The organism is Streptomyces sp. NPDC086777, from assembly GCF_040702065.1.
Classification (GTDB): domain Bacteria; phylum Actinomycetota; class Actinomycetes; order Streptomycetales; family Streptomycetaceae; genus Streptomyces.
On sequence record NZ_JBFBJI010000031.1, the window covers coordinates 1 to 24,575 of the forward strand.

The following is a 24,575-nucleotide window of genomic DNA, read 5'->3' on the forward strand; positions in this document are numbered from 1 at the left end:
CCTCGGACCGGGCCCTGGACCCGGCTTTGGCCTCGGACCCGGCCTCGGCCTCGGCCCCGGATCTGGCCCCGGACCCGGCCCTGGCCCCGGCCCCGGACCCGGCCCCGGACCCGGCCTTGGCCCCGGATCTGGCCCCGGCCCCGGACCCGGCCCCGGACCCGGCCTTGGCCTCGGACCCGGCCCTGGCCCCGGCCCCGGAGCCGGCCCCGGACCTGGCCTCGAACTCCGCCTTCAGCAGCGCCAGTTCGTCACCTGGTGCGGGGCGTTGCGGCGACGGCGTCATGGGTGTCCTTCCTGGGCGGTGGCGGGGCCGCGGAGCCGGTCCGCGATGCCGGACCCAGACTGCGCGGCGGGCCACGGCCTGTCGTCCGCCGTGCCGCTGAGCGGAACGGGCCCGGCGGACGGGACGCCCGGCGCGGGTCAGCGGCGGCCGAGCCCGGCCGTGACGGCCGACGCCGCACGGCGGGCCGTGTCGGCCAGGCGCTCCAGGTGGTGGCCGGGGGCGGTCAGCACGCACAGCGCCGCCACCGGGACCCCGTCCGCCGCGGTCACCGGGACGGCGGCGCAGCACACCCCCGCCAGCACCTCCTCGCGGTCGTAGGCGGCCCCGGCCGCGCGGATCCGCGCGGCCTCGTCCGGCCAGGCCCGGCGCGGCGGGCCGGGTGCCGGACCGGGTCGGGACCAGGCGGCCAGGACCTTCCCGGCCGCCGTGTACCAGGGCCAGACCGGCCGGTCGTCGGGCAGCGGGCACGCCGCGTCCGCGGGCGGCGTCCAGTCCAGCACCAGCGTCTGACCGCGGTGCAGCACGGCGAGGGCCGCCGTCGCCCCGGTGACGGCCGCCAGCCGCCGCAGCGGCCGCCGGGCGGCCGGCCGCAGCCCCGGGTACGGCTGCCAGCCGTGGCCCAGCCGGAACATGCCCGGCCCGATGCGGTAACGGCCCGCACTGCGTTCCACGGCGCCCAGCTCCGCCAGTTGGTCCAGCAGCCGGTACGCGGTCGTCTTGGGCAGGCCGCACACCTCGGCCAGCGCGGTCACCCCGGCGTCCTGCTCCTCCTGCACGGCGTGCAGCAACGCGAAGGCCCCTTCCAGGACCCCGCGCCCGGCCGCACCGGACAGCGGCCCGCCGGGGCCGGCCGGGGACACCGTCCGTGGCGGCCCGTTCCGTGGCGGCCCGTTCCGTGGCGGTTCCGGGGCGGCCGTGGCCGCCGTCTCCGATCGGTGCACGTGTCTACCCCCGTGGTCACGTGTGGGCCCCGTCCGGTACCGGACGGGGTGCGGTGGCGGGCGCGACACGCCGACGAACCGGCACGGCACCGCCCGGACCAGGGTGGGTTGCGCGCATGGGCCGATTCTTTGCCGAAAGGTTGTCGCCCAGCCCACCGATGTGAGGAGACTGTGAAATCGGGGCGGACGGGGGGTGGGCGCAATGCTGCGGTTGTGTCTGTCGGGACCGGTGGAAGTGCTCGTGCGCGAGGCGCCGGTCGATCTCGGGCCGCCCCAACGCCGGGCGGTACTGGCCGCGTTGGCCGTGGACGTCGGCCGGCCCGTCCCGGTGGAGGCGCTCGTCGACCGGGTCTGGGGCGCCGATCCGCCCGAGGGTGCCCGCCGCGCCCTGTACGCGCACGTCGCCCGCATCCGGCGGCTGGCCGAGCGCCTCGACGACAGCGGCGCGGGACGATTACCGGTGCTGCGGCGCGCCGGCGGCTACCAGCTCGACCTCGACCCCGACCGTGTCGACCTGCACCGCTTCCAGCGCCTGGCCGCGACCGCCCGCGACGACACGCTGCCCGCCCGCACCCGTGCCGCTCACCTGCGCGAGGCCCTCGCCCTGTGGCGCGGCGAGCCGTTCGCGGGACTGCCCGGGACCTGGCCCGCCCGGATGCGCGAGACCTGGCGGCGGCAGCGCGTGGACGCCGCCGTACGGCTCGCGGACATCGAGATCGACAGCGGCGACCCGGCCGCCGTGGTCGGCCGGTTGACGGACCTGCTCGGCGAGTACCCGCTGACGGAACCCCTGGCGGAGGCCCTCATGCGGGCCCTGCACGCGGCCGGCGACAGCGGCGAGGCGCTGCGCTGCTACGCCCAGACCCGCAGCCGCCTGGTGGAGGAGCTCGGCACGGAACCCGGCCGTCGGCTCTGGGAACTGCACCAGCGGATTCTCCGGGACCACCCCACCGCCCCCGGCGGCGCGCACCCGGCGCCCCCCGCGGCCGTACGGCCGGCCCCCGCCCCTCCCGCCGGCCGGGACGCGGCCGGGCACCGCGCGCCGCAACCACCGCCCGCCGCCCCGGTCGGACCCCGGACCGCCCCCGGGACCCGCGCCGGCACCCCGTACACCGCGCCCGCCCAACTCCCGCCGAGCGCAGCCGGTTTCACCGGTCGCGTCGACGAACTCGCCCTCCTGGACGGGCTGCTGGCGGACCTCGGACGACAGCCGGCCGCGGCCGGCGTGTCCGCCCTGTCGGGCATGGGCGGCGTCGGCAAGACCGCACTCGCCGTCCACTGGGCCCGGCAGGCGCGCCCGGCCTTCCCCGACGGGCAGTTGTACGTGAACCTGCGCGGCTACGACCCCAGCGGCGCGCCGCTGCCCGCGGACCGCGCCCTGCGCGGGTTCCTGGAGGCGCTCGGGGTGCCCGCCGCCCGGGTGCCGGAGTCGCCCGACGCCCAGGTCGGCCTGTACCGCAGCCTGCTGTCCGGCCGCCGGGTCCTGGTGGTCCTCGACAACGCCAGGAACGCCGACCAGGTACGGCCGCTGCTGCCCGGTGCGGCGGGCTGCCTGGCCCTGGTGACCAGCCGCGCCCCGCTGACCGGACTCGCCGCCGCGGAGGGCGCCCGGCTGCTCGCCCTCGGCCTGCTCGGTGCCGAGGAGAGCCGCGAACTGCTCGCCGCCCGGCTGGGCGCCGCCCGGGTGGCCGCCGAGGCCGCCGCGGTCGACGAGATCGTCGTCCGGTGCGCCGGGCTGCCGCTCGCCCTCGCGGTCGTCGCCGCCCGCGCCGCCGCCCGTCCCGACGCGCCCCTCGCCGGCTCCGCCGAGGAACTGCGCACCGCCGAGCGGATCCTGGACCCCCTGGACACCGGCGACCCGGCCACCGCGGTCCGGACGGTCTTCGACTGGTCGTACCGCACCCTCGGCCCGGCGGCCGCCCGGCTCTTCCGGTTCCTCGGCCTGCATCCCGGCCCCGACGCCGACCTGACCTCGCTGGCCGCGCTGGCGGGCACGGGCGTGGGCCGGGTCCGGGCCCAGGTGGCCGAACTGACCGCGGCCCACCTGCTGACCGAGACCACCCCGGGCCGCTACACCTGCCACGACCTGCTGCGCGCGCACGCCGTCGAACTGGCCGCCGAGCACGACGACGCGCGCGCGGTACGGGCCGCGAGCCGCCGGGTCCGCGACCACTACCTGCACACCGCGTACGCGGCCGACGCCCTGCTGACCCGCCGCCACCACCCGATGTCCCTCGCACCGGCCGAACCCGGCGCGCTGCCGCGCCCGCTGGCCGACTGCGACGAGGCGCTGGCCTGGCTGATCGCCGAACAGCCCGTGCTGCTGTCGGCCGTCGAGCGCCCGGCCCCGGGCCTGGACGCCCACACCTGGCAGCTGGCCGCGACCCTGACGACGTTCCTCGAACGCCAGGGCAACTGGCAGGCCCTCACCGACGTCCACACCGCCGCCCTGCGCGCGGCCGGGCACCACGACGACCTGGCCGGTCAGGCGGCCGCCCACCGCGGCCTGGGCCTGGCCCGCTTCCAGCTGCGGGACGCGCTGGGCGCCCGGCACCACCTCACCCGCGCCCTCGGCCTCTTCCGGCGCCTGGACAACCACCCCGGCCAGGCACGCACCTGCCAGAACCTGGCCAAGATGGCCTGGGCACACGGCGCGACCCGGGAGGCACTGCAGTACGCGCGCCGCTCCCTTGAGCACTTCCGGCTCGCGCACGACCGCGGCGGCCAGGCGGTCGCCCTCAACGACATCGGCTGGTACCTGGCCGAACTCGGCGAGCTGCGCGAGGCGCTGGAGCACTGCCGGCAGGCGCTGCCGCTCGTCCAGGCGACGGGCGACCTGAGCGGCCAGGCGCACACCTGGGACAGCCTCGGCTACATCCACCGGCACCTGGGCCGGCACGCCACGGCCGTGGAGTGCTACGACCGCGCCCTCGCCCTCTTCCGCAAGACGGGCGACCGCCGCAGCGAGGCCGTCGGCCTCTCCTATCTCGGCGACACCCACGAGGCGGCCGGCGCGCCCGGTCCCGCGCTCGACGCCTGGAGCCGGGCCCTGGACCTCTTCGACGAACTGGGCCTGCCGGAGGCCGAGGCCCTGCGCACCAAGATCCGCGACCGCACCCCGGCACGCCGCACCGCGCACCCCGCTTAGGCTCCTCACGTGAACGCACTCTCCGACTTCGGCCCCGCCACAGGCGTCGGCTCGCTCCCCGGCACCGACGCCCGGGAGGCCGCCAAGACCGCGACCGGCAGCTTCGAGGACTTCCCCTTCCTGCCCGAGCTGCCCGCCCGCGGCCCCGGCGCCGACATGATCGGCCGCACTGCGGGCCTGCTCGTCGAGCTGTACGCGCGCGTGGAGCCCAGCGGCTGGCGGATCGGCGACCGGCCGGGCCGCGACACCCGGCGGGCCAGGTCCTGGCTGGGCCAGGACCTGGACGCGCTGGAGGAGTTCACCCAGGAGTACGCGGGCCCGCTGAAGGTGCAGGCGGTCGGGCCCTGGACGCTGGCCGCCGCCCTGGAGCTGCGCAACGGCGAGTCCGCCCTCTCCGACCCCGGCGCCAGCCGCGACCTCGCCGCCTCCCTCGCCGAGGGCCTGCGGCTGCACCTCGCGGAACTGCGGCGCCGCATCCCCGGCGCCCGCCTGGTCCTCCAGCTCGACGAGCCGTCCCTCACCGCCGTACTGCGCGGCCACGTGAAGACCGCCTCCGGCTACCGCACCCACCGCGCGGTGGACCGCCAGCTCGTCGAGTCCACCCTGCGCGACGTGCTCGGCGTGCACGCCGACGGCCCGGTCGTCGTCCACTCGTGCGCCCCGGACGTCCCCTTCGCGCTGCTGCGCCGCGCCGGGGCCGCCGCCGTCTCCTTCGACTTCTCACTCCTCACCGAACGTGACGACGACGTGATCGGCGAGGCGGTGGAGGCGGGCACCCGGCTCTTCGCCGGTGTCGTGCCGGGCACGGACACGGCATTGTCAGACCCTGCCGGTAGCGTCATGGGTGTCAGGACGCTGTGGCGCAGGCTGGGGCTGCGGCCGGGGCTTCTCGCGGAGTCCGTCACGGTCACCCCGGCGTGCGGGCTGGCGGGCGCTTCCCCCGCGTACGCCCGGGAGGCACTCGCCCACTGCGTCCGGGCGGCGAGATCACTCGCGGACAACCCAGAGTAACGGGAGGAACACGGTGGCCGGCGACAGGCAGCAGGCGGAGACGGCAGTGCCCGCCGAGGCACGGGAGAAGCACGCGCGGCTCGCTGAGCAGATCGAGGAGCACCGCTTCCGGTACTACGTGAAGGACGCTCCGGTCATCAGCGACGCGGAGTTCGACAAGCTCCTCAAGAGCCTGGAGGCGCTGGAGGACGAGCACCCCGAGCTGCGCACCCCCGACTCGCCGACCCAGAAGGTCGCCGGGGCGTACGAGACGGAGTTCACGGCGGTCGAGCACCGCGAGCGGATGCTGTCGCTGGACAACACGTTCAACGACGACGACCTCGCGGCCTGGGCCGAGCGGATCCACAAGGAACTGGGCGCACAGGAGTACCACTTCCTGTGCGAGCTGAAGGTCGACGGTCTCGCCGTCAACCTCACCTACGAGCACGGCCGCCTCACCCGCGCGGCGACCCGCGGCGACGGCCGGGCCGGCGAGGACATCACGCCCAACGTCCGTACGATCGCGGAGATCCCCGACCGGCTGGACGGCGAGCGGGTCCCCGACCTGGTCGAGATCCGCGGCGAGGTCTACTTCCCGATGGAGAAGTTCGCCGAGCTCAACGAACGCCTGGTCGCGGCCGGGGACAAGCCGTTCGCCAACCCGCGCAACGCTGCGGCCGGTTCGCTGCGCCAGAAGGACCCGCGGGTCACCGCCTCCCGCCCGCTGCACATGGTCGTCCACGGCATCGGCGCCCTGGCCGGTTTCGAGGGCCTGAACCGGCTCTCCGAGGCCTACGAGCTGCTCAAGACCTGGGGCCTGCCCACCTCCCCGCACAACAGGGTGGTCGACGACCTCGACGGCGTACGGGAGTTCATCGCCTACTACGGCGAGAACCGGCACTCCGTCGAGCACGAGATCGACGGCGTCGTCGTGAAGCTGGACGAGATCCGGCTCCAGGGGCGCCTCGGCTCGACGGCCCGCGCCCCCCGGTGGGCGATCGCGTACAAGTACGCGCCGGAGGAGGTCAACACCAAGCTGATCGACATCAAGGTGGGCGTCGGCCGCACCGGGCGCGTCACGCCGTACGCGCAGGTCGAGCCGGTCACCGTGGCCGGCAGTGAGGTGGAGTTCGCCACCCTGCACAACCAGGAGGTCGTCAAGGCCAAGGGCGTGCTGATCGGCGACACCGTGGTGCTGCGCAAGGCCGGTGACGTCATTCCGGAGATCCTCGGCCCGGTCGTCGACCTGCGCGACGGCAGCGAGCGGGAGTTCGTGATGCCGGCCGAGTGCCCGGAGTGCGGGACGCCGCTGCGGCCGATGAAGGAGGGCGACATCGACCTCCGCTGCCCCAACGCCCGTGCCTGCCCCGCCCAGCTGAGAGAGCGGGTGTCCTATCTCGCGGGCCGTGAGTGCCTGGACATCGAGCACTTCGGCGGGGTCGCGGCGGCCGCGCTCACCCGGCCGCTGGAGCCCGCCGACCCGCCGCTGGTCGACGAGGGCGACCTGTTCGACCTCACCGTCGAGAAGCTGCTGCCCATCAAGGCGTACGTCCTCGACCAGGACAGCGGGCTGCCCAAGCGCGACCCGAAGACGGGCGAGGAGAAGGTCGTCACGGTCTTCGCCAACCAGAAGGGCGAGCCCAAGAAGAACACCCTCGCGCTGCTCCAGAAGATCGAGGAGGCGAAGACCCGCCCGCTCGCCCGCTTCCTCAACGGCCTGTCCATCCGGCACGTCGGGCCGGTCGCCGCGCAGGCGCTGGCCCGCGAGTTCCGCTCCATCGACCGCATCGAGCAGGCCACCGAGGAGGAGCTGTCGAACATCGACGGCGTCGGCGGCATCATCGCGACCGCTCTCAAGGAGTGGTTCGCCGAGGAGTGGCACCGCGAGATCATCCGAAAGTGGAAGGCCGCTGGAGTCCCGCTGGAGGACGAGTCCACCGGAGAGGACGAGGGACCGCGTCCGCTGGAGGGCCTCACCGTCGTCGTGACCGGAACCCTGGAGCACTACACCCGGGACGGCGCCAAGGACGCGCTGCAGAGCCGCGGGGCCAAGGTGACCGGCTCGGTGTCGAAGAAGACCGCGTTCGTGGTCGTCGGTGACAACCCCGGATCCAAGTACGACAAGGCGATGCAGCTGAAGGTTCCCGTTCTGAACGAGGACGGATTTGTCGTCCTTTTGGAGCAGGGACCGGACGCCGCGGCCGAAGTCGCCCTTCCGACCGAGGAGTAGCGGTTGAAGGCCACCCGTTCGGCGCATATCAGATGCATACGGGTGACCGGGGTGCAATCGGGCAACCGTCTACGACCGGTGCCCGTGGAAGCCTTCTGCGGCCTACTGTTGAGACGTGCACCTGCCGTGCCCAGCTCGGTCGGAGCATTCCCGTGCTCCGGCAGGGCACGGACCGCATGGCGTGGGCACCGCCGGCTGTGAGAGGGACGGGAATGGAACCGACCGAGAGCGCCGCCACGGGCGCGCGGCTGCCGCTGCGCCGCCGGGCGTGCGCGTGGCGGGGGAGCCGGTGGACGGTGCGGGGCGGCCGGCGTCCCGGCATGCCCGGTACCCCGGGGATGCCGGCGGCGAGCGCCGCGGCGGACGCCCGGGACCCGCTGCCACTGGCCGCCGTCGAGCCGCCGCCCGGTCTGGTCGGCACCGAACACGAACGGCATCTGTCCTGGCCCGCGCTGCCCGCCGGTACCGTCGCGGCCGCCGCGTTCGTCCTCGGTGCGGGGTTCTACCGCGCGTTCTCCGACGGTCACGCCCTCTTCCCGTCCGGCACGGTCGGCTGGTCGCTGGCCGTGCTGACCGGCATCATCGTCGGCCACCTCGTCCTGCTCGGCCGCGCCCGCTGGTGGGGCGGCACCGGCTCCGGCGCCGCCCTCACCCTCGCCGTCCTCCTGCTGTACGGCTGGGTGCCGGCCGGCATGGTCAGCCTCACCGTCGTCGTCCTGGTCGGCATAGCCAGGCGTCACCGCTGGCGGCAGGGCGTCCTGCACGGCGCCGTGGACATCCTCGGCATCGGCGCCGGCGCGCTGGTGCTCCTCGTGTGCGGACGTGTCCCGACCGTCGAGTCGCCCTGGAACCCAGGCAGTTGGAGCGTGGCCACCGCTCCCGAGGTCGTACTCGTCGCGGTCGCCTACCTCGCCGTCACCCGCGCCCTGCTCTGGTACCTGCACGCACCCCGCGGTGGCGGCCTGCCCACCGTCGCCCGCACCGCCCTGATGCGGCAGGGCCTGGTCGCCGTCGCGCTGCTCGGCATCGCCCCGCTGATCTGCGTGGTCGCCGTCGCCCAGCCGCTGCTGCTGCCGCTGTTCGCCATCCCGCTGGTCGCCCTGGACTCCACCCTGTGGATAGCCCGGGCCCGCGCCGAGGAACAGCTGCGCGACCCGCTGACCGGGCTGCCCAACCGGCAGTGGCTGCTGGAACGGATCTGGACCGCCCTCGACGACGCCGAGCGCATCGGTGCCCGCTCCGCCCTCATGCTGATCGACCTCGACCGGTTCCGTTCGGTCAACGACACGCTCGGTCATCTCGCCGGTGACCGGCTGCTCCTGCAGATAGCCGACCGGCTGCGGGCCGCGCTGCCGCGCGGTGCGGAGGTGGCCCGGCTCGGCGGCGACGAGTTCGCGGTCTTACTCCCGGTCGCCGACTCCACGACCTCGGCCACCCGGGTGGCGCGCGGCCTGGTCACGGCCCTCTCCTCGCCGCTCGACCTCGACGGCCTCACCCTCGTCCTGGAGGCCAGCGCCGGGGTCGCCGTCTTCCCCGACCACGCGCTCGACGCGGAGGGCCTGCTGCGCCGCGCGGACGTGGCGATGTACCAGGCCAAGCGGGACCGTACCGGCGTCGAGGTGTACGAGTCCAAGCGGGACTCCAACACCCCCGACCGGCTGGGCCTGCTGGGAGATCTGCGGCGCGCCCTGGACGCCCACGAGGTGCAGCTGCACTACCAGCCGAAGGTGCGCTTCGACGGCCAGGTGGCCGGTCTCGAGGCGCTGGTGCGGTGGGTCCACCCGGAGCGCGGGAAGGTGCCGCCGGACGAGTTCATAGCGATCGCCGAGTCCTCCGGGCTGATGCCCCATCTGACGGAGTACGTGCTGGAGACCGCGCTCGGGCAGGTCGCCGAGTGGCGGGCGCAGGGGCTGCGGGTGCCGGTGGCGGTCAACGTCTCGCCGCGCGACGTCCACACGCCGGGGTTCGCCGGCCTGGTGGCGGCGCGGCTGGCGCGGCACGGGGTGCCGGCCGGGGCGCTGCAGCTGGAGATAACCGAGCACGTGCTGCTGGAGGACCCGCAGCGGGCCGCCGACACCCTGGCGGGGCTGAACGGGCACGGCGTGAAGATGTCGCTCGACGACTTCGGCACCGGGTACTCGTCGCTCGTGCACCTGCGGCGGCTGCCGGTGAGCGAGCTGAAGATCGACCGGTCCTTCGTGGCCCGGCTGGCGGTCGACAACGAGGACGCGGAGATCGTGCGCTGCACGGTCGACCTCGCGCATTCGCTGGGGCTGCTGGTGGTCGCGGAGGGCGTGGAGGACGACGAGACGTGGGAGCGGCTGCGGGACCTGGGGTGTGACGCCGTGCAGGGGTGGCTGGTGGCCGCGGCGATGCCGCCGGAGGAGACGACGGCATGGCTGCTGGCGCGGGGGGCGCGGGGGTGGCAGCGGCCGCGGGCCGTGTTGCCGGCGGCCGAGTAGTTTCCCACCCACCCGTACACCGTTTCCCAAGAGGTGAGCGTCTGCCGTGGGGATGCGGTCGCGTCGGCGGCTGCGGGTGCGTTGTGGTTGCCCGCGCGGTTCCCCGCCCCCTTCGGGGGGCGCGAACCTCGGGGCGCCAAGAGGTCATGGGGTGCTGAAGTGCCCCACCAGCAGCGCCAGTCTCGTCTCGTGGGCCTCCTCCGGAAGGCGGCCGCTGCGCATCAGTGTGACCATGCCGTGCAGGCCCGCCCAGAACGTCTCCGTCAGGATGCCGGGGTCGTCGTCGCCCACCGCGATCGGCTCGACCGCCCGCACCAGCTCTCCGAATGCCGCCCACAGGGCCTCGGGCGCCTCCTGGGTCGCGAACGGGAGGTCCACCCGGTGGGTGAACATCGCGTCGTACAGCGCGGGGCGCCGGCGGCCGAACGACGTGTAGGCCCGCGCCACCGCCGCCAGTGACTCCCGGGTGCCCTTCGCCGCCGTACGGGCCGTCCGCAGCTCCGCCGCCATCTCCGCGAAGCCCTGGACGGCCACCGCCGCCATGATCGCGTCCTTGCCCTTGAAGTGGCTGTAGAGGACCGGCTGGCTGTACTCGATCTCGGCGGCCAGGCGACGTGTCGTCACCGCGTCCCAGCCCTCCGTCTCGGCGAGTTCCCGCGCTGCCGTGACGATCAGCTGCTCGCGCTCTGCCCGTTCGCGTTCCCGGCGGTTCTGAATCGACATGCTCCGGATTCTAGCAGTGCTAGCCAATCTGTCGATGCTCTGCTAGCTTCGCTATCAGTCCTAGCGCTGCTAGAAAAACATCAACAGGGGGCCACCATGACCGTCACCGCCTACACGCTCGCCGTCCTGCTCGACCTGTTCTGCCTGTTCCTCGGCTACCGGTTCCTGTTCCAGCCGGGGCCCGCCGCCGCCGGATACGGCGTCCCCGCCGACCCGGAGGGGGATGCCGGCGCCTACCTGACGGTCAAGGGCATCAAGGACGGCACCTTCGGTGTCATGGGCCTTGCCCTGCTCGCCTTCGCCGGCGCCCGTGCCGAGGCCTGGTTCATGCTCTGCGTGGCACTCGTGCCGCTCTGCGACACGCTGGTGGTGCTGCGGCACGGCGGCACGAAGGCGGTCGCCTACGGGATCCACTTCGCCACCGCGATCGTCGTGCTGATCGGCGCCGCTCTGCTGTTCCTCGTCTGACCGGGCGACACGTCGTCATCACCAGGGGGTCGGAAATGTCATTGTTCGTACCGAAGTTCGATGAATCCGTGATCGTGCGCGAGGCCGACGCCGAGGTCGTCGGCGGTGACCCGGTCGGCGTCCGGCTGCTCGCCGACAGCAGCGCCACCGGCGGCGCCCTGTCCACCGTGCGCGTCACCCTCGGCGAGGGCGCCGACGGTGCCGTGCCGCACCTGCACCGCAACTCCGCCGAGCTGTTCTACCTGCTCGACGGCGCCGCCGACGTCCTCTCCGGCGACGACGTCCTCACCGCCGAACGCGGTGACCTGGTCGTCGTACCGCCCGGCAGGCCGCACGCCTTCGCCGCCGTTCCGGGCAGCACCGCCGACATCCTGATCGTCATCACACCCGGCGTGGAGCGCTTCGAGTACTTCCGCCACCTGCAGCGCCTGCGACTGGGTGAGGCCACCCTGGAGAGCCTCCTTGCGGTGCAGGAGCTGTACGACAACCACTACCTGCGGAGCGAGGCCTGGGACACCCGGCACTGAAACCGTTTAACGGCTACCCGGCCCGGCCCCATAGGATTGGCTCCAAACCACACACACTCACCCCAGAGGAACGCTGCATGCCTGGCATCACGCGCGAGGAGGTCGCCCACCTCGCCCGGCTGGCGCGTCTGGAGCTGAAGCCCGAAGAACTCGAACACTTCGCCGGCCAGCTGGACGACATCATCGGCGCGGTCGCCCGCGTCAGCGAGGTCGCCGACCAAGACGTACCGCCGACCTCGCACCCGCTGCCGCTGACGAACGTCATGCGCGCGGACGAGGTCCGTCCCTCGCTCACCCCCGTGCAGGCGCTCTCCGGCGCCCCGGCCCAGGAGCAGCAGCGTTTCAAGGTGCCGCAGATCCTGGGGGAGGACTAGACAGCCATGACGGACATCATCAAGCTCGGCGCCGCCGAGATCGCCGCGAAGATCGCCGCCGGCGAGCTCACGGCCGTCGAGGTCACCGAGGCCCACCTGGCCCGGATCGACGCCGTCGACGAGAAGGTGCACGCCTTCCTGCACGTCGACCGCGAGGGCGCCCTGGCGCAGGCCCGTGCCGTCGACGCGAAGAAGGCCCGGGGCGAGAAGCTCGGCCCGCTCGCCGGCGTCCCGCTCGCGCTCAAGGACATCTTCACCACCGAGGGCGTGCCGACCACCGTCGGCTCGAAGATCCTCGAAGGCTGGATCCCGCCGTACGACGCCACGCTCACCAAGCGGCTGAAGGCCGCCGACGTGATCATCCTCGGCAAGACCAACATGGACGAGTTCGCCATGGGGTCCAGCACCGAGAACAGCGCGTACGGGCCCACCGGCAACCCCTGGGACCTCACCAAGATCCCCGGCGGCTCCGGTGGCGGTTCGTCCGCGGCCCTCGCCTCCTTCCAGGCGCCGCTCGCCATCGGCACCGACACCGGCGGGTCCATCCGCCAGCCGGCCGCCGTCACCGGCACGGTCGGCGTCAAGCCGACGTACGGCGCGGTGTCCCGGTACGGCATGGTCGCCTTCTCCAGCTCCCTGGACCAGGGCGGCCCCTGTGCCCGTACGGTCCTGGACGCGGCTCTCCTCCACGAGGTCATCGCCGGACACGACCCGATGGACTCGACCTCCATCGACGCGCCCGTGCCGCCGGTCGTCGAGGCCGCCCGCAACGGCAGCGTGGCCGGCATGCGCGTCGGCGTCGTCAAGCAGTTCCGCGGCGAGGGCTACCAGGCCGGCGTCATCCAGCGGTTCGACGAGTCCGTCGCGCTGCTGAAGGAGCTGGGCGCCGAGATCGTCGAGCTGGACTGCCCGTCCTTCGACCTCGCGCTGTCGGCGTACTACCTGATCGCGCCCAGCGAGTGTTCGAGCAACCTCGCCCGCTTCGACGGCCTGCGCTACGGCCTGCGGACCGGCGACGACGGCGGCCACTCCGCCGAAGAGGTCACCTCGCTCACCCGTGAGGCGGGCTTCGGTCCCGAGGTCAAGCGCCGCATCATGCTCGGCACCTACGCGCTGAGCAGCGGGTACTACGACGCGTACTACGGCTCCGCCCAGAAGGTCCGCACGCTCATCACGCGGGACTTCGAGAAGGCCTTCGAGCAGGTGGACGTCATCGTGTCGCCCACGACGCCGACCACCGCCTTCGCGATCGGCGAGCGCGCCGACGACCCGATGGCCATGTACCTGGCCGACCTGTGCACCATCCCGACGAACCTCGCGGGCAACGCGGCGATGTCGCTGCCCTGCGGTCTCGCCCCGGAGGACAACCTCCCGGTGGGTCTGCAGATCATCGCCCCGGCGCTGAAGGACGACCGCCTTTACAAGGTCGGCGCCGCCGTCGAGGCCGCCTTCGTGGAAAGGTGGGGGCACCCGCTCCTGGAGGAGGCACCGTCGCTGTGAGCAACGCACTGTCGAAGGCCAAGGGCTTCAAGAAGTCGAAGTCCGGTACGTACCTGTCCATGGCCACCACCGCCTTCGGCGCGGTCGGTGTCGCCAAGCAGATCAAGAAGGCCCGCGCCGAGCACGACACGCTCCGGCTCATCGACGCCACCGTGTCCGCCGTCGCGATCGTCACCGGTTTCGCCCTGCTGTACCGCGAGCTGAAGCGGCTGGGCGACGACGACGTCCTGCTGGGCTGAGAGGGAAGTTTCACCGTGACCACCACGACCGACCTGGTGTCGTACGAGGACGCGCTGGCGTCCTACGACCCCGTCATGGGCCTTGAGGTCCATGTCGAACTCGGCACCAGGACCAAGATGTTCTGCGGCTGTTCGACCGAGCTGGGCGCCGAGCCCAACTCGCAGACCTGCCCGACCTGCCTCGGCCTGCCCGGCGCGCTCCCGGTCGTCAACGCGACCGGCGTCGAGTCCGCGATCAAGATCGGCCTCGCGCTGAACTGCGAGATTGCCGAGTGGTGCCGCTTCGCCCGGAAGAACTACTTCTATCCGGACATGCCGAAGAACTTCCAGACCTCCCAGTACGACGAGCCGATCGCCTTCAACGGTTACCTCGACGTACAGCTGGAGGACGGGGAATCCTTCCGCGTGGAGATCGAGCGCGCCCACATGGAGGAGGACACCGGCAAGTCGACGCACGTCGGCGGCGCCACCGGCCGTATCCACGGCGCGTCCCACTCCCTGCTCGACTACAACCGCGCCGGTATCCCGCTCATCGAGATCGTCACCAAGCCGATCGAGGGCGCGGGCGAGCGCGCTCCCGAGGTCGCGCGGGCGTACGTCCGTGAGCTGCGCGAGGTCATCCGGGCGCTCGGTGTCTCCGAGGCCCGCATGGAGATGGGCCAGATGCGCTGCGACGTGAACCTGTCGCTGCGACCCAACGGCACCGCGAAGTTCGGCACCCGCTCCGAGACCAAGAACGTGAACTCGCTGCGGTCCGTGGAGCGCGCGGCCCGCTTCGAGATCATGCGGCACGCGGCCGTGCTGTCCTCCGGCGGCACGATCATCCAGGAGACCCGGCACTTCCACGAGGACACCGGGTCGACGACCTCGGGCCGCGTGAAGGAGGAGGCCGAGGACTACCGGTACTTCCCGGAGCCCGACCTGGTCCCCGTGGCGCCCTCGCGCGAGTGGGTCGAGGAGATCCGCGCCGCGCTGCCGGAGATGCCGCTGGCCCGCCGCAACCGGCTGCTCGCCGAGTGGGGCGTCTCCGCGGTGGAGATGCAGGCGATCATCAACGCCGCCGCGCTCGACCTGATCGTCGCCACCATCGACGCCGGGGCCGACGCGGCCTCCGCCCGCAAGTGGTGGATGGGCGAACTGGCGCGCAGCGCCAACGAGTCGGGCACCTCGCTCGACGAGCTGGCGATCACCCCGGCGCAGGTCGCCCGGGTCACCGAGCTGGTCTCGAAGGGTGACCTGAACGACAAGCTGGCCCGCCAGGTCATCGAGGGCGTCCTCGCGGGCGAGGGCACCCCGGACGAGGTCGTCGACAAGCGGGGCCTGAAGGTCGTCTCCGACGACGGCGCGCTGACCGCCGCCGTCGAGGAGGCCATCGCCGGCAACCCGGGCGTCGCCGACAAGATCCGCGGCGGCAAGGTGGCCGCGGCCGGTGCCCTGGTCGGCGCGGTCATGAAGGCGACCCGCGGCCAGGCCGACGCGGCCCGCGTCAAGGAGCTGATCCTGGAGAAGCTGGGCGTCAGCGAGGGCTGAGCAGGCGCCACGACCTGGTACGGCCCCGGAGGCAGCGCCTCCGGGGCCGTACCCGTGTCACAGGCGGCGGCCCACGATCCGGGCGAAGCCGAGCAGCCGCCCCCGGTCCGCCGTCACCAGCTCCACCGACTCCCGGGCCATCCGGGCCATCTCCGGGTACGGGCTCTCCGCGGCGCACACCTCGCTCCACAGCAGCCAGTCGCGCCAGCCGTCCTCCAGCCAGTCGGCGGCCTCGACCTGCACGGCCCCGCTGCGGGTCCAGTGCCGGTGCCACCAGCCGGGGGAGTGGAACGCCCAGAAGCCGGGGTCCCAGTGCGCCTTCAGGTGCTCGGGCGGCTCGGTGCCGTCGAGTTCCTCGCGCACCGCGGGCACGACGATCCCGATCCTGCCGCCGGGCTTGAGCAGCCGGGTGAGCGTGGGCAGGTAGAGGTCGGCGGTGCCGAAGTACTGGTACGCGTCGACCGAGACGATCGCGTCGAAGCTGCCCTCGGCGAAGGGCAGGTCGTGGGCTTCCACGTGCACCGGCTGCACACGGTCGGCGAACCCGGCCTCGGCGATCCGCCCGGCGTTGTCGTCGGGCCCGATCCACAGGTCGGCGGCGGTGACCTGCGCGTGGAACTCCCTGGCCAGGAAGATCGAGGTCATCGCTCGGCCGCAGCCCAGGTCGAGCACGCGCGCGCAGGGGGGCAGGGCGTCCAGACCGAGGGCGGGGGCCAGCCATTCCAGCAGCCACAGGGCGTGCGGGCCCATCTGGTTCTCGACGGCCCAGCGGGGGTCGTAGGTGCTGCTGAGCGGATAGCGGGGGAGGGTCAGGCGGTCAGTGAGGGATGCGTCCTTCGACGGTGCGGGAGAGACGGCGTCGGACATGGCTGAACGGGCTCCTTGTGATCTTCGTAGTGGAAGGCGATGCGTAGGAGCTCATTCGAACCGTCAAACAATGCACCCGCTTCGGTCGTCGGCGAGGGGCCGATGGAGGCTGACCAGCGGAAGCTAGCAGTTGTCCCGTTGCTGCGCAGCCGATTTCCCCGGGTGCGGGCAGTACGCTCGCCCGCCATGACCGCACACGCCGAGTCCGAGTCCGACACCGGGACATCCGGAACATCTGGAACATCCGGAACACCGGGGGCGGAGGCCGCGGACGACGAGGACGAAGACCTCTACGAGGACGCCCGCCGGGCCCGCTGGACCGCGACCGTGACCGGGGCGCTGCTGGCCCTGATGGGGCTCACCGCCGCGCTGATGAGAGTGGGCGGCGCAGTGGCCGCCCTGGTGCCGGCCGCCTACGGCTCGGGATCCGCCGTGTGCGTGTTCGCGGCGGTGTTGGGGGCCCGCGGCCGTACCCGCTGGGCCCTCTGGCTGATGATCCTCGGGGTCATGATCATGGCTCTCGGCGACCAGTTCGACTGACGCACCGGACCGGCACCGGGCGGCCCGGCCACCGCGCCGTCCATGAGAGGCTCGGCGGTGCCGGCCGAGGACGCGGTGGAACTGGAGAAGAACGATGTACGCGATATCCCTGGGTGACGACGCCGAACTGCGCCCACTGGAGCCCTGGCACGCCGAGGAGTTCCTGGCGCACCTGGACCGCGGGCGGGAGTTCATCGGACGGTTCATCTCCTTCGGCTCCAAGGAGAAGGACGTGCCCGCCGCGCGGGCCATGCTCCAGCGGTACGCCGACATGCGCGCCGCCGACACCGGCTCCCTGCACGGCCTGTGGCTGGAGGGCACGCTGGTCGGCGGGGTGCTCTTCCTGAACTTCGACGCCGAACGCGGGAACGCCGAGGTCGGCTGCTGGCTGGAGCCGGCCGGCACCGGGCGCGGACTCGTCACCCGCGCGATGCGGGTACTGCTCGACTTCGCGGTCGACCAGCGCGGCATCCACCGGATCGAGTGGGTCGCCGCCTCGGACAACGAGCCCAGCCTGAACGTGGCCCGGCGGCTGGGGATGACCCGCGATGGCGTACACCGTCAGGCGCACCCCTATGGTGGCGTACGGCACGACCTGGAGGTGTGGTCGATCCTCGCCCCGGAATGGCGTGAAGCGCGCGTGCGTGCCGCAGCGAACGATCATTAAGACGCCTCTCAGACAGGATCCGTACGGTGCCGGACATGGGAACCAAGACAGCTGACGAGACCGGTGCCACGACGGGTGCCGAGGCCACGACCGACGAGGAGAAGGTGAGCGCCACCAAGACCGCCGGCGACGGGACGGAGTCCGCCACCGAGGCCGGGACCGAGCCGGAGGCGGCGGCCGCCGACGGCGCGGACACCGACCTCGACGCGGAGAAGGCGCCGAAGGCGGAGAGCGCCGCGGACGCCGAGGACGCCGAGGACGCCGAGGACGCCGAGGACGCCGAGGACCTGGAGGACGACGCCGAGTTCGCCGCGGAGCCGGCCGAGGCCGAGGGCCCGTCCGGGGTCGGCCAGGGCGCCGCCGCCGTCGTCTCCGCCGCGCTCGGCCTGGTCTCCCTCACGGGTGGCTGGATCGGGACGGTGGCCGCCGCCCGCGAGAGCCTCGTCGGCCAGCTCCAGACGTCGTCGACCGCGACCGTCGCCAAGCAGGTCAAGGAGGTGTACGGCGATGCGTGGGCGACCACCGCGCTGTGGGCCGGCCTGTTCGCACTGGCCGCGCTGCTCACCGGCGTCGTGGTGCTGGCCCGGCCCGCCTTCGGGGCCCCCGGCAAGCCGCAGGCGCCGTGGATCAAGTCGGTCGCCTGGGCGGGTGTCGCGCTCGGTGTCATCGGCCTGCTGCTCGCCGTCCTCAAGTACTCCGACGCAGTCCTCGGACTGCCGTCGACCGGCTGAGCCGGCGGCCGCGACGGCCCAGGACGGAAGGGGCCTTAGGGCGTCCGTAAGCACCTTACGGACGGTCTGAGGCCCCTTACGCGTGTCCGGGGTCCGGCCGCCCCGCGAAGATGCGGAACTCTCCCGATGTGGCGCACCCCCCTGGGAGACGAAGGTGGAGGCATCGCGGAAAGCGAAGCCCGACCACCCGATCTCACAAGGGACACCACCATGTTCGAGTACGAACTGCACCGGATCCGGTCCGCCGAACTGCGTCGGCAGGCCGAGGACGCCCGTCTCGTGCGCGAGGCCGTCCGCTCCCGGCGTGCCGCCCGCCGCGACGCCCGGGCGGCCGGGCACACCGCGGCGACGGGAGACGCCCCCGTGGCGCAGGAGGCGCATACCGACCGCCGCGGCCGGCGCCGGCTCCCACGCGCCGCGTGAACACGGGACGGCCGGGCGGCGCAGACCGCCCGGAGAACGGGAACGGGGAAGCCGGTGGCCGCACGGGGGTCGGCCACCGGCTTCCCCCGTTGCCGTCCACCGGTACGACATGCGCACCGGTGCTGTGGAAAACCGCTGCCGTGGGCTCCGGGCCCCATGCGATGCTCTGGCCTGTGGAAACCAGGTCCGTGAGTCCCGTGTTCGTAGGCCGCAACGACGAGTTGGACGCACTGAACGACGCGCTGGAGCGTGCCGGGGCCGCCGAGCCGCAGGCGCTGCTGCTCGGCGGCGAGGCCGGCGTCGGCAAGACCCGGCTGGTCGAGGAGTTCGCCACCGCCGCCTGCCGCCAGGGCGCGGTCGTCGCCCTGGGCGGCTGCGTGGAGATCGGCGCCGACGGGCTGCCCTTCGCCCCCTTCTCCACCGCGCTCCGGGCGCTGCGGGCCGCCCTGCCCGACGAGCTCGCCGAGGCCGCCGCCGGCCAGGAGGACGAGCTGGCCCGGCTGCTGCCCGAGCTCGGCGAGGCCACCTCCGGCCGCCACGACGAACAGGGCATGGCCCGCCTCTTCGAGCTGACCGCGCGCCTCCTGGAGCGGGTCGCCGCCGAGCGCACGGTGGTCGTCGCCCTGGAGGACCTGCACTGGTCCGACGCCTCCACCCGCCACCTCCTCGCCTACCTGCTGCGCACCCTGCGCACCGGCCGGCTCGTCGTCCTCGCCACCTACCGCTCCGACGACATCCACCGCCGCCACCCGCTGCGCCCCCTGCTCGCCGAACTCGACCGGCTGCGCACCGTCCGCCGCCTCGAACTCGCCCGGTTCACCCGCGAGGAGGTCGGCCGCCAGATCGCCGGCATCCTCGCCGCCGAGCCCGACCCCGCCCAGGTCGACGACATCTTCGAACGCTCCGACGGCAACGCCTTCTTCGTCGAGGAACTCGCGGTGGCCGGCGCCGAGCGCTGCTGCACCGGGCTCACCGACTCGCTGCGCGACCTGCTCCTGGTCCGGGTCGAGGCGCTGCCCGAGAGCGCCCAGCGGGTCGCCCGGATCGTCGCCGAGGGCGGCTCCACCGTCGAGTACCGGCTGCTGGCCGCCGTCGCCCAGCTCGCCGAGGACGACCTGATCGAGGCGCTGCGGGCCGCGGTCGGCGCCAACCTCCTCACCGCCACCCCGGCCGGCGACGGCTACCGCTTCCGGCACTCCCTGGTCCGCGAGGCCGTCGCCGACGACCTGCTGCCCGGTGAGCGCTCCCGGCTCAACCGCCGCTACGCCGAGGCCCTGGAGGCCGACCCCCAGCTGGTGCCGGCCGACGCGCGCGTGACCCGCCTGGCCAGCTACTGGTACCAGGCCCACGACGCGGCCAAGGCCCTGCCCGCCGCCCTCGACGCCTCCGTCGTGGCCCGCCGCCGGCACGCCTACAGCGAACAACTGCGGCTCCTGGAGCGGGCGATGGAGCTGTGGGACACCGCCCCCGAGGAGGTCCGCGCGGCCCTGCGCCCCGTCGACTACACCGATGTCTACCCTCCCTGTGGCTGCGATCCCGCCACCACACCGCTGCGCTATCTCGACCTGATGGCGGAGGCGGCCGTCGCCGGCCGTTTCTGCGGGGAGCGTGAACGCGCCCTGAAGATCACCAAGAAGGCGCTGCGGATCCTCCAGGACGAGCACGACCCGCAGCGCGCCGCCTGGTTCTGGGTACAGCGCTCCCGGCTGGTCCAGGGACTCGCCCGCGGCGACGGTCGGCAGGAACTCGGCACCGCCCAGGACCTGGTGCGTGGCCTGCCGCCGTCCGAGGTGCACGCCGACGTGCTGGCCAACGCCGCCGCCTGGTCCATGCTGCACGAGCCGGGCCCCGAGGCCTTCGCCGCCGCCGAACGGGCCGTGGAGTACGCGCGGATGGTGGGCGCCCGCGAGATCGAGCTCAACGCGCGCGTCACCCTGGGCACCCTCATGGTCGACGCCGGCGACGTCGACAACGGACTGGCGGAGCTGGAGCGGGTCAAGGACGCCGCGCTCCAGGAAGGCGTCGCCCATGTCGCGGGCCGCGCCTACACGAACCTCCCCTCCGAGCTGGAGTCGGTCGGCCGCTCCCGCGAGGCGGTGCCGATCCAGCGCGAGGGCATCGCCTTCACCCGCAGATACGGCCTGCTCGACGCCGAGGCATGGGTCTGGGGCAACCTCTCCGAGTCGCTGTACGCGATCGGCCGCTGGGACGAGGCGGCCGAGGCCGCCGCGGGCGCCCTCGGCTCCGCGGCCAGCGCCAAGCCCCGGGGCGCCGGCGCCCTGCACCTCGCCCATATCGCCCTCGCCCGGGGCGACACGGCGGAGGCCGCCCGCCGGCTCGCCATCGCGCGCGCCCACTACGGCACCCACGACCCGATGCCCCAGGCACAGCTGCCGGTCGCCCGGATCGCGATCGGGGTCGCCGCCGCGGAGGGCAGGCTGCTCGACGCCCGCGCCGAGCTGGACCGCGCCCTGGCGGCCGGCTTCCCGCCCGGCACCCACCGCTACGGATGGCCCCTGCTGCTGGCCGCCGCCACCGCCGAGGCCGACGCCCGCGCCCTGCCCGCGGGGGCCGAATGCCGCGCCGAGACGCTCGACCGGCTCGCCGGGACCGCCCGCAAGCTCGCCACCGGCGCACCCCTGTGGCAGGCGTACGAGCGCTGGACCCGCGCCGAGCTGCAGCGCGCCCGGGGCACCGGCACCGCCGCGGTCTGGTCGGACGTGGTCACCGACTTCGAGCGCCTGGACCGCCCCTACGACCTCGCCCGGGTCCGCCGCCGCCTCGCCCAGGCCCTGCTCGAAGAGGCCACCGGCGACGACGAACGCGACCGCGCGACGGAACTCCTCCGGCTGGCCGGGAGCGTCGCCGACCACCTCGGGGCCCGCCCGCTCGCGGAGGCCGTCGCCCTCCTCGCCCAGCGCGCCCGCCTCACCCTCGCCGCCCGCGCCGCCCGCCCGATCCTCGACCCCGCCGAGAGTCTCGGCCTCACCAGCCGGGAGCGCGACGTCCTGCGCCTGGTCTCGGCCGGCCGTACCAACCGCCAGATAGCGCAGGAGCTCTTCATCTCCCCGAAGACCGCGAGCGTCCACGTCTCGAACATTCTGGGCAAGCTGGGCGTTGCAGGGAGGGGCGAGGCAGCGGCGGTGGCCCACAGACTGGGGATGTTCCCCGCCGAGGCCCTCGACCCGACCAGGTAAGGGGACGGCAGAGGAGGCACCGTGTTCAACATGTTCGAGGAGCTGTTCGCACCCGGCCGCAAACACACCCACGAGGAGCAGAAGCGGCTGGAGCTGACCCGGGAGGACGTGGGGGACACGGATCCAGGACGCGGGCCGATAGACCTCGCGTCCGGCAAGGTCGTCATACGGCTTCCGCAGGAGGACCCGACGGCGGAGTCCGCGCCGGGCTCTGCGGCCGGGTCCGGGGACGAGCACGCGGCGGACCCCGAGGACGGCGAGGGGTGAGCTGCGCCGACCCCGCCGGCTAGCGCACCCGCAGCTCCAGGATCCGGTCGTCGCCCGGCTCGGGCTTGCCCCGTCCGTCGGTGTTGCTGGTCACCAGCCACAGCCTGTCGCCGCCGGCCGCCACGACCGTGCGCAGGCGGCCGTACTCGCCGGTGAGGAAGGCCTGCGGGGCCGCGGCCGCGGTCGTGCCGTCCAGGGGGATGCGCCACAGCCGCTGCCCCTTCAGCCCCGCCATCCAGATGACGCCGTCGACGTAGGCGATGCCGCTCGGGGAGGCGTCGTCGGTGTGCCACTGGGCGATCGGACTGACGTACTTCGGGTCCGACGACCTGCCCTCCGCGTTCGGCCAGCCGTAGTCGCCGCCCGGCTTGATCGCGTTCAGCTCGTCCCAGGTGTCCTGCCCGAACTCCGAGGCGAACAGCCGCTGCCTGTCGTCCCAGGCGAGGCCCTGCACGTTGCGGTGCCCGTAGGTGTAGACGGGAGAGTCCGGGAACGGGTTGCCGGGGGCGGGGTCGCCCTCCGGTGTCAGCCGCAGGATCTTGCCGCCGAGCGACTTCCTGTCCTGCGCGAGCCCCCGCTGCCCGCTCTCCCCGGTCCCCGCGTACAGCATGCCGTCCGGGCCGAAGGCGATCCGCCCGCCGTTGTGGATGAACCCCTTCGGAATCCCCTTGAAGATCGTGTCGGGGGCGCCCAGCTGCTCCTTGGCCGGCTTGCTCGGGTCCCAGAGCACGCGGACGATGCGGTTGTCGGAGGCCGACGTGAAGTACGCGTAGATCATGTGGTCGGAGGCGAAGCCGGGGGAGAGCGCGATCCCCAGCAGGCCCCCCTCGCCGGCCGCGGACACCCCGGAGACGATCCCCAGTTCCGTGATCTTCCCGGTCTTCTCGTCGACCTTGCTGATCGTCCCGTCGTCCCGGTCGGACACCAGCAGCCCGGCCCCGTCCGGCAACGGCGCCAGCCCCCACGGTGACTTCAGCCCCTCGGCGACGGTACGCACCACCTCGACCGACCCCTTGGCGGGCGCCGCCGAGTCCGACGCACGGGCCGACGCGGAGGCCCCGGAGCCGCTCGCCGACGAACCCCCGGCGAAGGACGGCGTGGGCAGGCCCCCGCCACCGCCCCCGGCGGAACACCCCGCCACCAGCAGGAGTCCGGCCGCGACCAACACAGCGGGCACAGCTCGACGTCGCACGATCACAGTCCCTCCGAAACGGCCCAGGCCCCTCCGACCGACGTTAGTACAACGAACCCCTGCTGACAGCGCCCCGTCAGGGGCGCTGGGGGCACCCCCGGCCGAAGGCTGGGGGAGGAACTGCGCGACCAGCCACGACGGTGCCGCACCCAACCACCGGCAGACCGCCGCTCCCAACCACCGGCAGAAGGTGGCCCCCAACCGCGGCCCCCGACCACCCGCAGACCGCCGCCCTTTCGGCGAGCGCTCAGTCCCAGGAGCCCTGCGCCGCAGGCAGCCGGCCCAGCTCCGCCAGATCCTCCGCCGTCAGCGAGACCTCCACCGCACCGGCGTTCTCGGCCACCCACCCCTCCCGCTTCGTCCCCGGCACCGGCACCACATGCGCCCCCTGCGCCAGCACCCACGCCAGCGCCACCTGAGCGGCGGTGACGCCCTCGCCCTCCTGCCGGCCCGCAACCCTCCGCAGACCCGCCACGATCGGCTGGTTCGCCGCCATCATCTCCGCCGTGAAGCGGGGGTGCCGCGCCCGCAGATCGTCCGGCTCGAACCCCTCACCCGGCGTGAGCGTCCCGCTCAGGAAGCCGTTGCCCAGCGGCATCGCCGCGAGGAACCCCACCCCCCGCGCCGCACACCACGGCAGCAGCGACTCCAGCGCCTCCGGCGACCACACCGACAGCTCCGCCTCGACCGCGCTCACCGGAAACACCTGCTGCACCCGCTGAAGCTGCCGCAGGGTCGCGTCATGCAGCCGCGCGCCGGACCTGCGCCCCCCACGCGCCCCCACGGCGCACAACCCCAGCGCCCGCACCTTTCCCGCCTGCACCAACTCCGCCATCGCGCCCCAGGTCTCCTCGACCGGAACCTCGGGGTCGGCGCGGTGCAACTGGTAGAGGTCTATGACATCGGTCTGCAGCCGCCGCAGCGACGCGTCGCAGGCCCGCTTCACATAGCCGGGCCGTCCGTTGGCCACGATGTGCTGGTCGCCCACCAGCAGCCCCACCTTCGTCGACACGAAGGCCTCCGCACGCCGCTCCCTGAGTACCCGCCCCAGCAGCAGCTCGTTGGTGAACGGACCGTACATGTCGGCCGTGTCAAGGAGTGTCACGCCCAGGTCCAGCGCCCGGTGCACCGCTCTCAGCGACTCCTCACCCCGCTGCCGCGACCCGCTGTACGCCCAGCTCATCGGCATGCACCCGAGTCCGACGGCCCCCACCGCGAGCGCCCCCGCACCGATCGTCCTGCGCTCCACCAGCCCGTGAACCTCCTTCTTGGTCCC

General features: G+C 73.5%; 21 protein-coding genes and 1 pseudogene. 16 read left to right on the forward strand and 6 right to left on the reverse strand.

Annotated elements, in window-relative coordinates; all coding sequences use genetic code 11:
• Both AB0472_RS33685 and AB0472_RS33690 read right to left on the reverse strand, forming a co-directional pair.
• Positions 1–283, reverse strand: a pseudogene (locus tag AB0472_RS33685) (hypothetical protein); the annotation flags it as partial.
• A gap of 137 nt (positions 284–420) precedes the next feature.
• Positions 421–1,143 carry a helix-turn-helix domain-containing protein gene (locus AB0472_RS33690; RefSeq protein ID WP_366362152.1) on the reverse strand — a complete coding sequence of 241 codons (723 nt, stop codon included), beginning with the start codon at positions 1,141–1,143 and terminating at the stop codon, positions 421–423.
• Positions 1,144–1,465: 322 nt separating this feature from the next.
• Here AB0472_RS33690 and AB0472_RS33695 point away from each other — a divergent pair, with 322 nt between their 5' ends.
• The 4 genes from AB0472_RS33695 to AB0472_RS33710 all read left to right on the forward strand — a co-directional run bounded on the left by AB0472_RS33695 (position 1,466) and on the right by AB0472_RS33710 (position 10,054).
• Positions 1,466–4,372: a BTAD domain-containing putative transcriptional regulator gene (locus tag AB0472_RS33695; protein ID WP_366362154.1), complete on the forward strand. Its 2,907-nt coding sequence runs from the start codon at positions 1,466–1,468 to the stop codon at positions 4,370–4,372.
• A 9-nt stretch (positions 4,373–4,381) separates the two neighbouring features.
• Positions 4,382–5,383: a methionine synthase gene (locus AB0472_RS33700; RefSeq protein WP_366362156.1), complete on the forward strand. Its 1,002-nt coding sequence runs from the start codon at positions 4,382–4,384 to the stop codon at positions 5,381–5,383.
• 13 nt (positions 5,384–5,396) lie between these two features.
• Positions 5,397–7,592, forward strand: a complete 2,196-nt coding sequence (gene ligA / locus AB0472_RS33705; RefSeq protein WP_366362158.1) for an NAD-dependent DNA ligase LigA — start codon at positions 5,397–5,399, stop codon at positions 7,590–7,592.
• 212 nt (positions 7,593–7,804) lie between these two features.
• Entirely contained in the window at positions 7,805–10,054 is a 2,250-nt protein-coding gene (locus AB0472_RS33710; protein ID WP_366362160.1) for a bifunctional diguanylate cyclase/phosphodiesterase, read from the forward strand.
• Positions 10,055–10,198: 144 nt separating this feature from the next.
• Here the strand turns inward: AB0472_RS33710 and AB0472_RS33715 are convergent, their stop codons facing one another.
• Complete coding sequence (locus AB0472_RS33715) at positions 10,199–10,777, reverse strand: TetR/AcrR family transcriptional regulator (protein ID WP_366362162.1); 579 nt, start codon at positions 10,775–10,777, stop codon at positions 10,199–10,201.
• 96 nt (positions 10,778–10,873) lie between these two features.
• On the opposite strand from AB0472_RS33715, the gene AB0472_RS33720 reads away from it, so the two are divergent.
• The 6 genes from AB0472_RS33720 to gatB all read left to right on the forward strand — a co-directional run bounded on the left by AB0472_RS33720 (position 10,874) and on the right by gatB (position 15,415).
• The gene (locus tag AB0472_RS33720) at positions 10,874–11,245 is read left to right on the forward strand and encodes a DUF4267 domain-containing protein (protein ID WP_366362164.1); all 372 of its coding nucleotides are present in this window, start codon (positions 10,874–10,876) and stop codon (positions 11,243–11,245) included.
• A gap of 35 nt (positions 11,246–11,280) precedes the next feature.
• Positions 11,281–11,772 (forward strand): cupin domain-containing protein, encoded by a 492-nt coding sequence (locus AB0472_RS33725; protein ID WP_366362166.1) that lies wholly within the window; start codon positions 11,281–11,283, stop codon positions 11,770–11,772.
• A gap of 77 nt (positions 11,773–11,849) precedes the next feature.
• Positions 11,850–12,146 (forward strand): Asp-tRNA(Asn)/Glu-tRNA(Gln) amidotransferase subunit GatC, encoded by a 297-nt coding sequence (gene gatC / locus AB0472_RS33730; protein WP_293990396.1) that lies wholly within the window; start codon positions 11,850–11,852, stop codon positions 12,144–12,146.
• 6 nt (positions 12,147–12,152) lie between these two features.
• Positions 12,153–13,646 (forward strand): Asp-tRNA(Asn)/Glu-tRNA(Gln) amidotransferase subunit GatA, encoded by a 1,494-nt coding sequence (gatA, locus tag AB0472_RS33735; protein ID WP_366362168.1) that lies wholly within the window; start codon positions 12,153–12,155, stop codon positions 13,644–13,646.
• Complete coding sequence (locus tag AB0472_RS33740) at positions 13,643–13,885, forward strand: hypothetical protein (protein ID WP_089098594.1); 243 nt, start codon at positions 13,643–13,645, stop codon at positions 13,883–13,885. Before gatA ends, AB0472_RS33740 begins: the two co-directional genes overlap by 4 nt.
• 15 nt (positions 13,886–13,900) lie before the next feature.
• Positions 13,901–15,415 (forward strand): Asp-tRNA(Asn)/Glu-tRNA(Gln) amidotransferase subunit GatB, encoded by a 1,515-nt coding sequence (gatB, locus tag AB0472_RS33745; protein WP_366362170.1) that lies wholly within the window; start codon positions 13,901–13,903, stop codon positions 15,413–15,415.
• A 57-nt stretch (positions 15,416–15,472) separates the two neighbouring features.
• On the opposite strand, the gene AB0472_RS33750 is transcribed toward gatB, so the two are convergent.
• Complete coding sequence (locus AB0472_RS33750) at positions 15,473–16,282, reverse strand: methyltransferase domain-containing protein (RefSeq protein ID WP_366362172.1); 810 nt, start codon at positions 16,280–16,282, stop codon at positions 15,473–15,475.
• 186 nt (positions 16,283–16,468) lie between these two features.
• Between AB0472_RS33750 and AB0472_RS33755 the strand changes: the two genes are divergently transcribed.
• The 6 genes from AB0472_RS33755 (at position 16,469) to AB0472_RS33780 (ending at position 22,107) form a co-directional block, all read left to right on the forward strand.
• Complete coding sequence (locus AB0472_RS33755; protein WP_366362173.1) at positions 16,469–16,822, forward strand: hypothetical protein; 354 nt, start codon at positions 16,469–16,471, stop codon at positions 16,820–16,822.
• A 94-nt stretch (positions 16,823–16,916) separates the two neighbouring features.
• Positions 16,917–17,489 (forward strand): GNAT family protein, encoded by a 573-nt coding sequence (locus tag AB0472_RS33760; protein ID WP_366362174.1) that lies wholly within the window; start codon positions 16,917–16,919, stop codon positions 17,487–17,489.
• A gap of 35 nt (positions 17,490–17,524) precedes the next feature.
• Entirely contained in the window at positions 17,525–18,220 is a 696-nt protein-coding gene (locus AB0472_RS33765; protein ID WP_366362176.1) for a hypothetical protein, read from the forward strand.
• A gap of 210 nt (positions 18,221–18,430) precedes the next feature.
• Positions 18,431–18,643, forward strand: a complete 213-nt coding sequence (locus AB0472_RS33770) for a hypothetical protein (protein ID WP_366362178.1) — start codon at positions 18,431–18,433, stop codon at positions 18,641–18,643.
• A gap of 161 nt (positions 18,644–18,804) precedes the next feature.
• Positions 18,805–21,840 carry an AAA family ATPase gene (locus tag AB0472_RS33775; RefSeq protein ID WP_366362180.1) on the forward strand — a complete coding sequence of 1,012 codons (3,036 nt, stop codon included), beginning with the start codon at positions 18,805–18,807 and terminating at the stop codon, positions 21,838–21,840.
• Between the two features lie 21 nt (positions 21,841–21,861).
• The gene (locus AB0472_RS33780; RefSeq protein WP_366362182.1) at positions 21,862–22,107 is read left to right on the forward strand and encodes a DUF6191 domain-containing protein; all 246 of its coding nucleotides are present in this window, start codon (positions 21,862–21,864) and stop codon (positions 22,105–22,107) included.
• A gap of 19 nt (positions 22,108–22,126) precedes the next feature.
• On the opposite strand, the gene AB0472_RS33785 is transcribed toward AB0472_RS33780, so the two are convergent.
• Positions 22,127–23,305, reverse strand: a complete 1,179-nt coding sequence (locus AB0472_RS33785) for a PQQ-dependent sugar dehydrogenase (protein ID WP_366362184.1) — start codon at positions 23,303–23,305, stop codon at positions 22,127–22,129.
• Positions 23,306–23,546: 241 nt separating this feature from the next.
• On the reverse strand, positions 23,547–24,548 hold the full coding sequence (locus AB0472_RS33790) for an aldo/keto reductase (protein ID WP_366362186.1): 1,002 nt from the start codon (positions 24,546–24,548) through the stop codon (positions 23,547–23,549).
• Positions 24,549–24,575: the final 27 nt, after the last annotated feature.

Coding starts and splice junctions, on each gene's coding strand:
- AB0472_RS33710 (WP_366362160.1), top strand. CDS start 7,805: ATGGAACCGACCGAGAGCGCCGCCACGGGCGCGCGGCTGCCGCTGCGC.
- AB0472_RS33715 (WP_366362162.1), bottom strand. CDS start 10,777: ATGTCGATTCAGAACCGCCGGGAACGCGAACGGGCAGAGCGCGAGCAG.
- AB0472_RS33720 (WP_366362164.1), top strand. CDS start 10,874: ATGACCGTCACCGCCTACACGCTCGCCGTCCTGCTCGACCTGTTCTGC.
- AB0472_RS33725 (WP_366362166.1), top strand. CDS start 11,281: ATGTCATTGTTCGTACCGAAGTTCGATGAATCCGTGATCGTGCGCGAG.
- gatC (WP_293990396.1), top strand. CDS start 11,850: ATGCCTGGCATCACGCGCGAGGAGGTCGCCCACCTCGCCCGGCTGGCG.
- gatA (WP_366362168.1), top strand. CDS start 12,153: ATGACGGACATCATCAAGCTCGGCGCCGCCGAGATCGCCGCGAAGATC.
- AB0472_RS33750 (WP_366362172.1), bottom strand. CDS start 16,282: ATGTCCGACGCCGTCTCTCCCGCACCGTCGAAGGACGCATCCCTCACT.
- AB0472_RS33755 (WP_366362173.1), top strand. CDS start 16,469: ATGACCGCACACGCCGAGTCCGAGTCCGACACCGGGACATCCGGAACA.
- AB0472_RS33760 (WP_366362174.1), top strand. CDS start 16,917: ATGTACGCGATATCCCTGGGTGACGACGCCGAACTGCGCCCACTGGAG.
- AB0472_RS33765 (WP_366362176.1), top strand. CDS start 17,525: ATGGGAACCAAGACAGCTGACGAGACCGGTGCCACGACGGGTGCCGAG.
- AB0472_RS33770 (WP_366362178.1), top strand. CDS start 18,431: ATGTTCGAGTACGAACTGCACCGGATCCGGTCCGCCGAACTGCGTCGG.
- AB0472_RS33775 (WP_366362180.1), top strand. CDS start 18,805: ATGCTCTGGCCTGTGGAAACCAGGTCCGTGAGTCCCGTGTTCGTAGGC.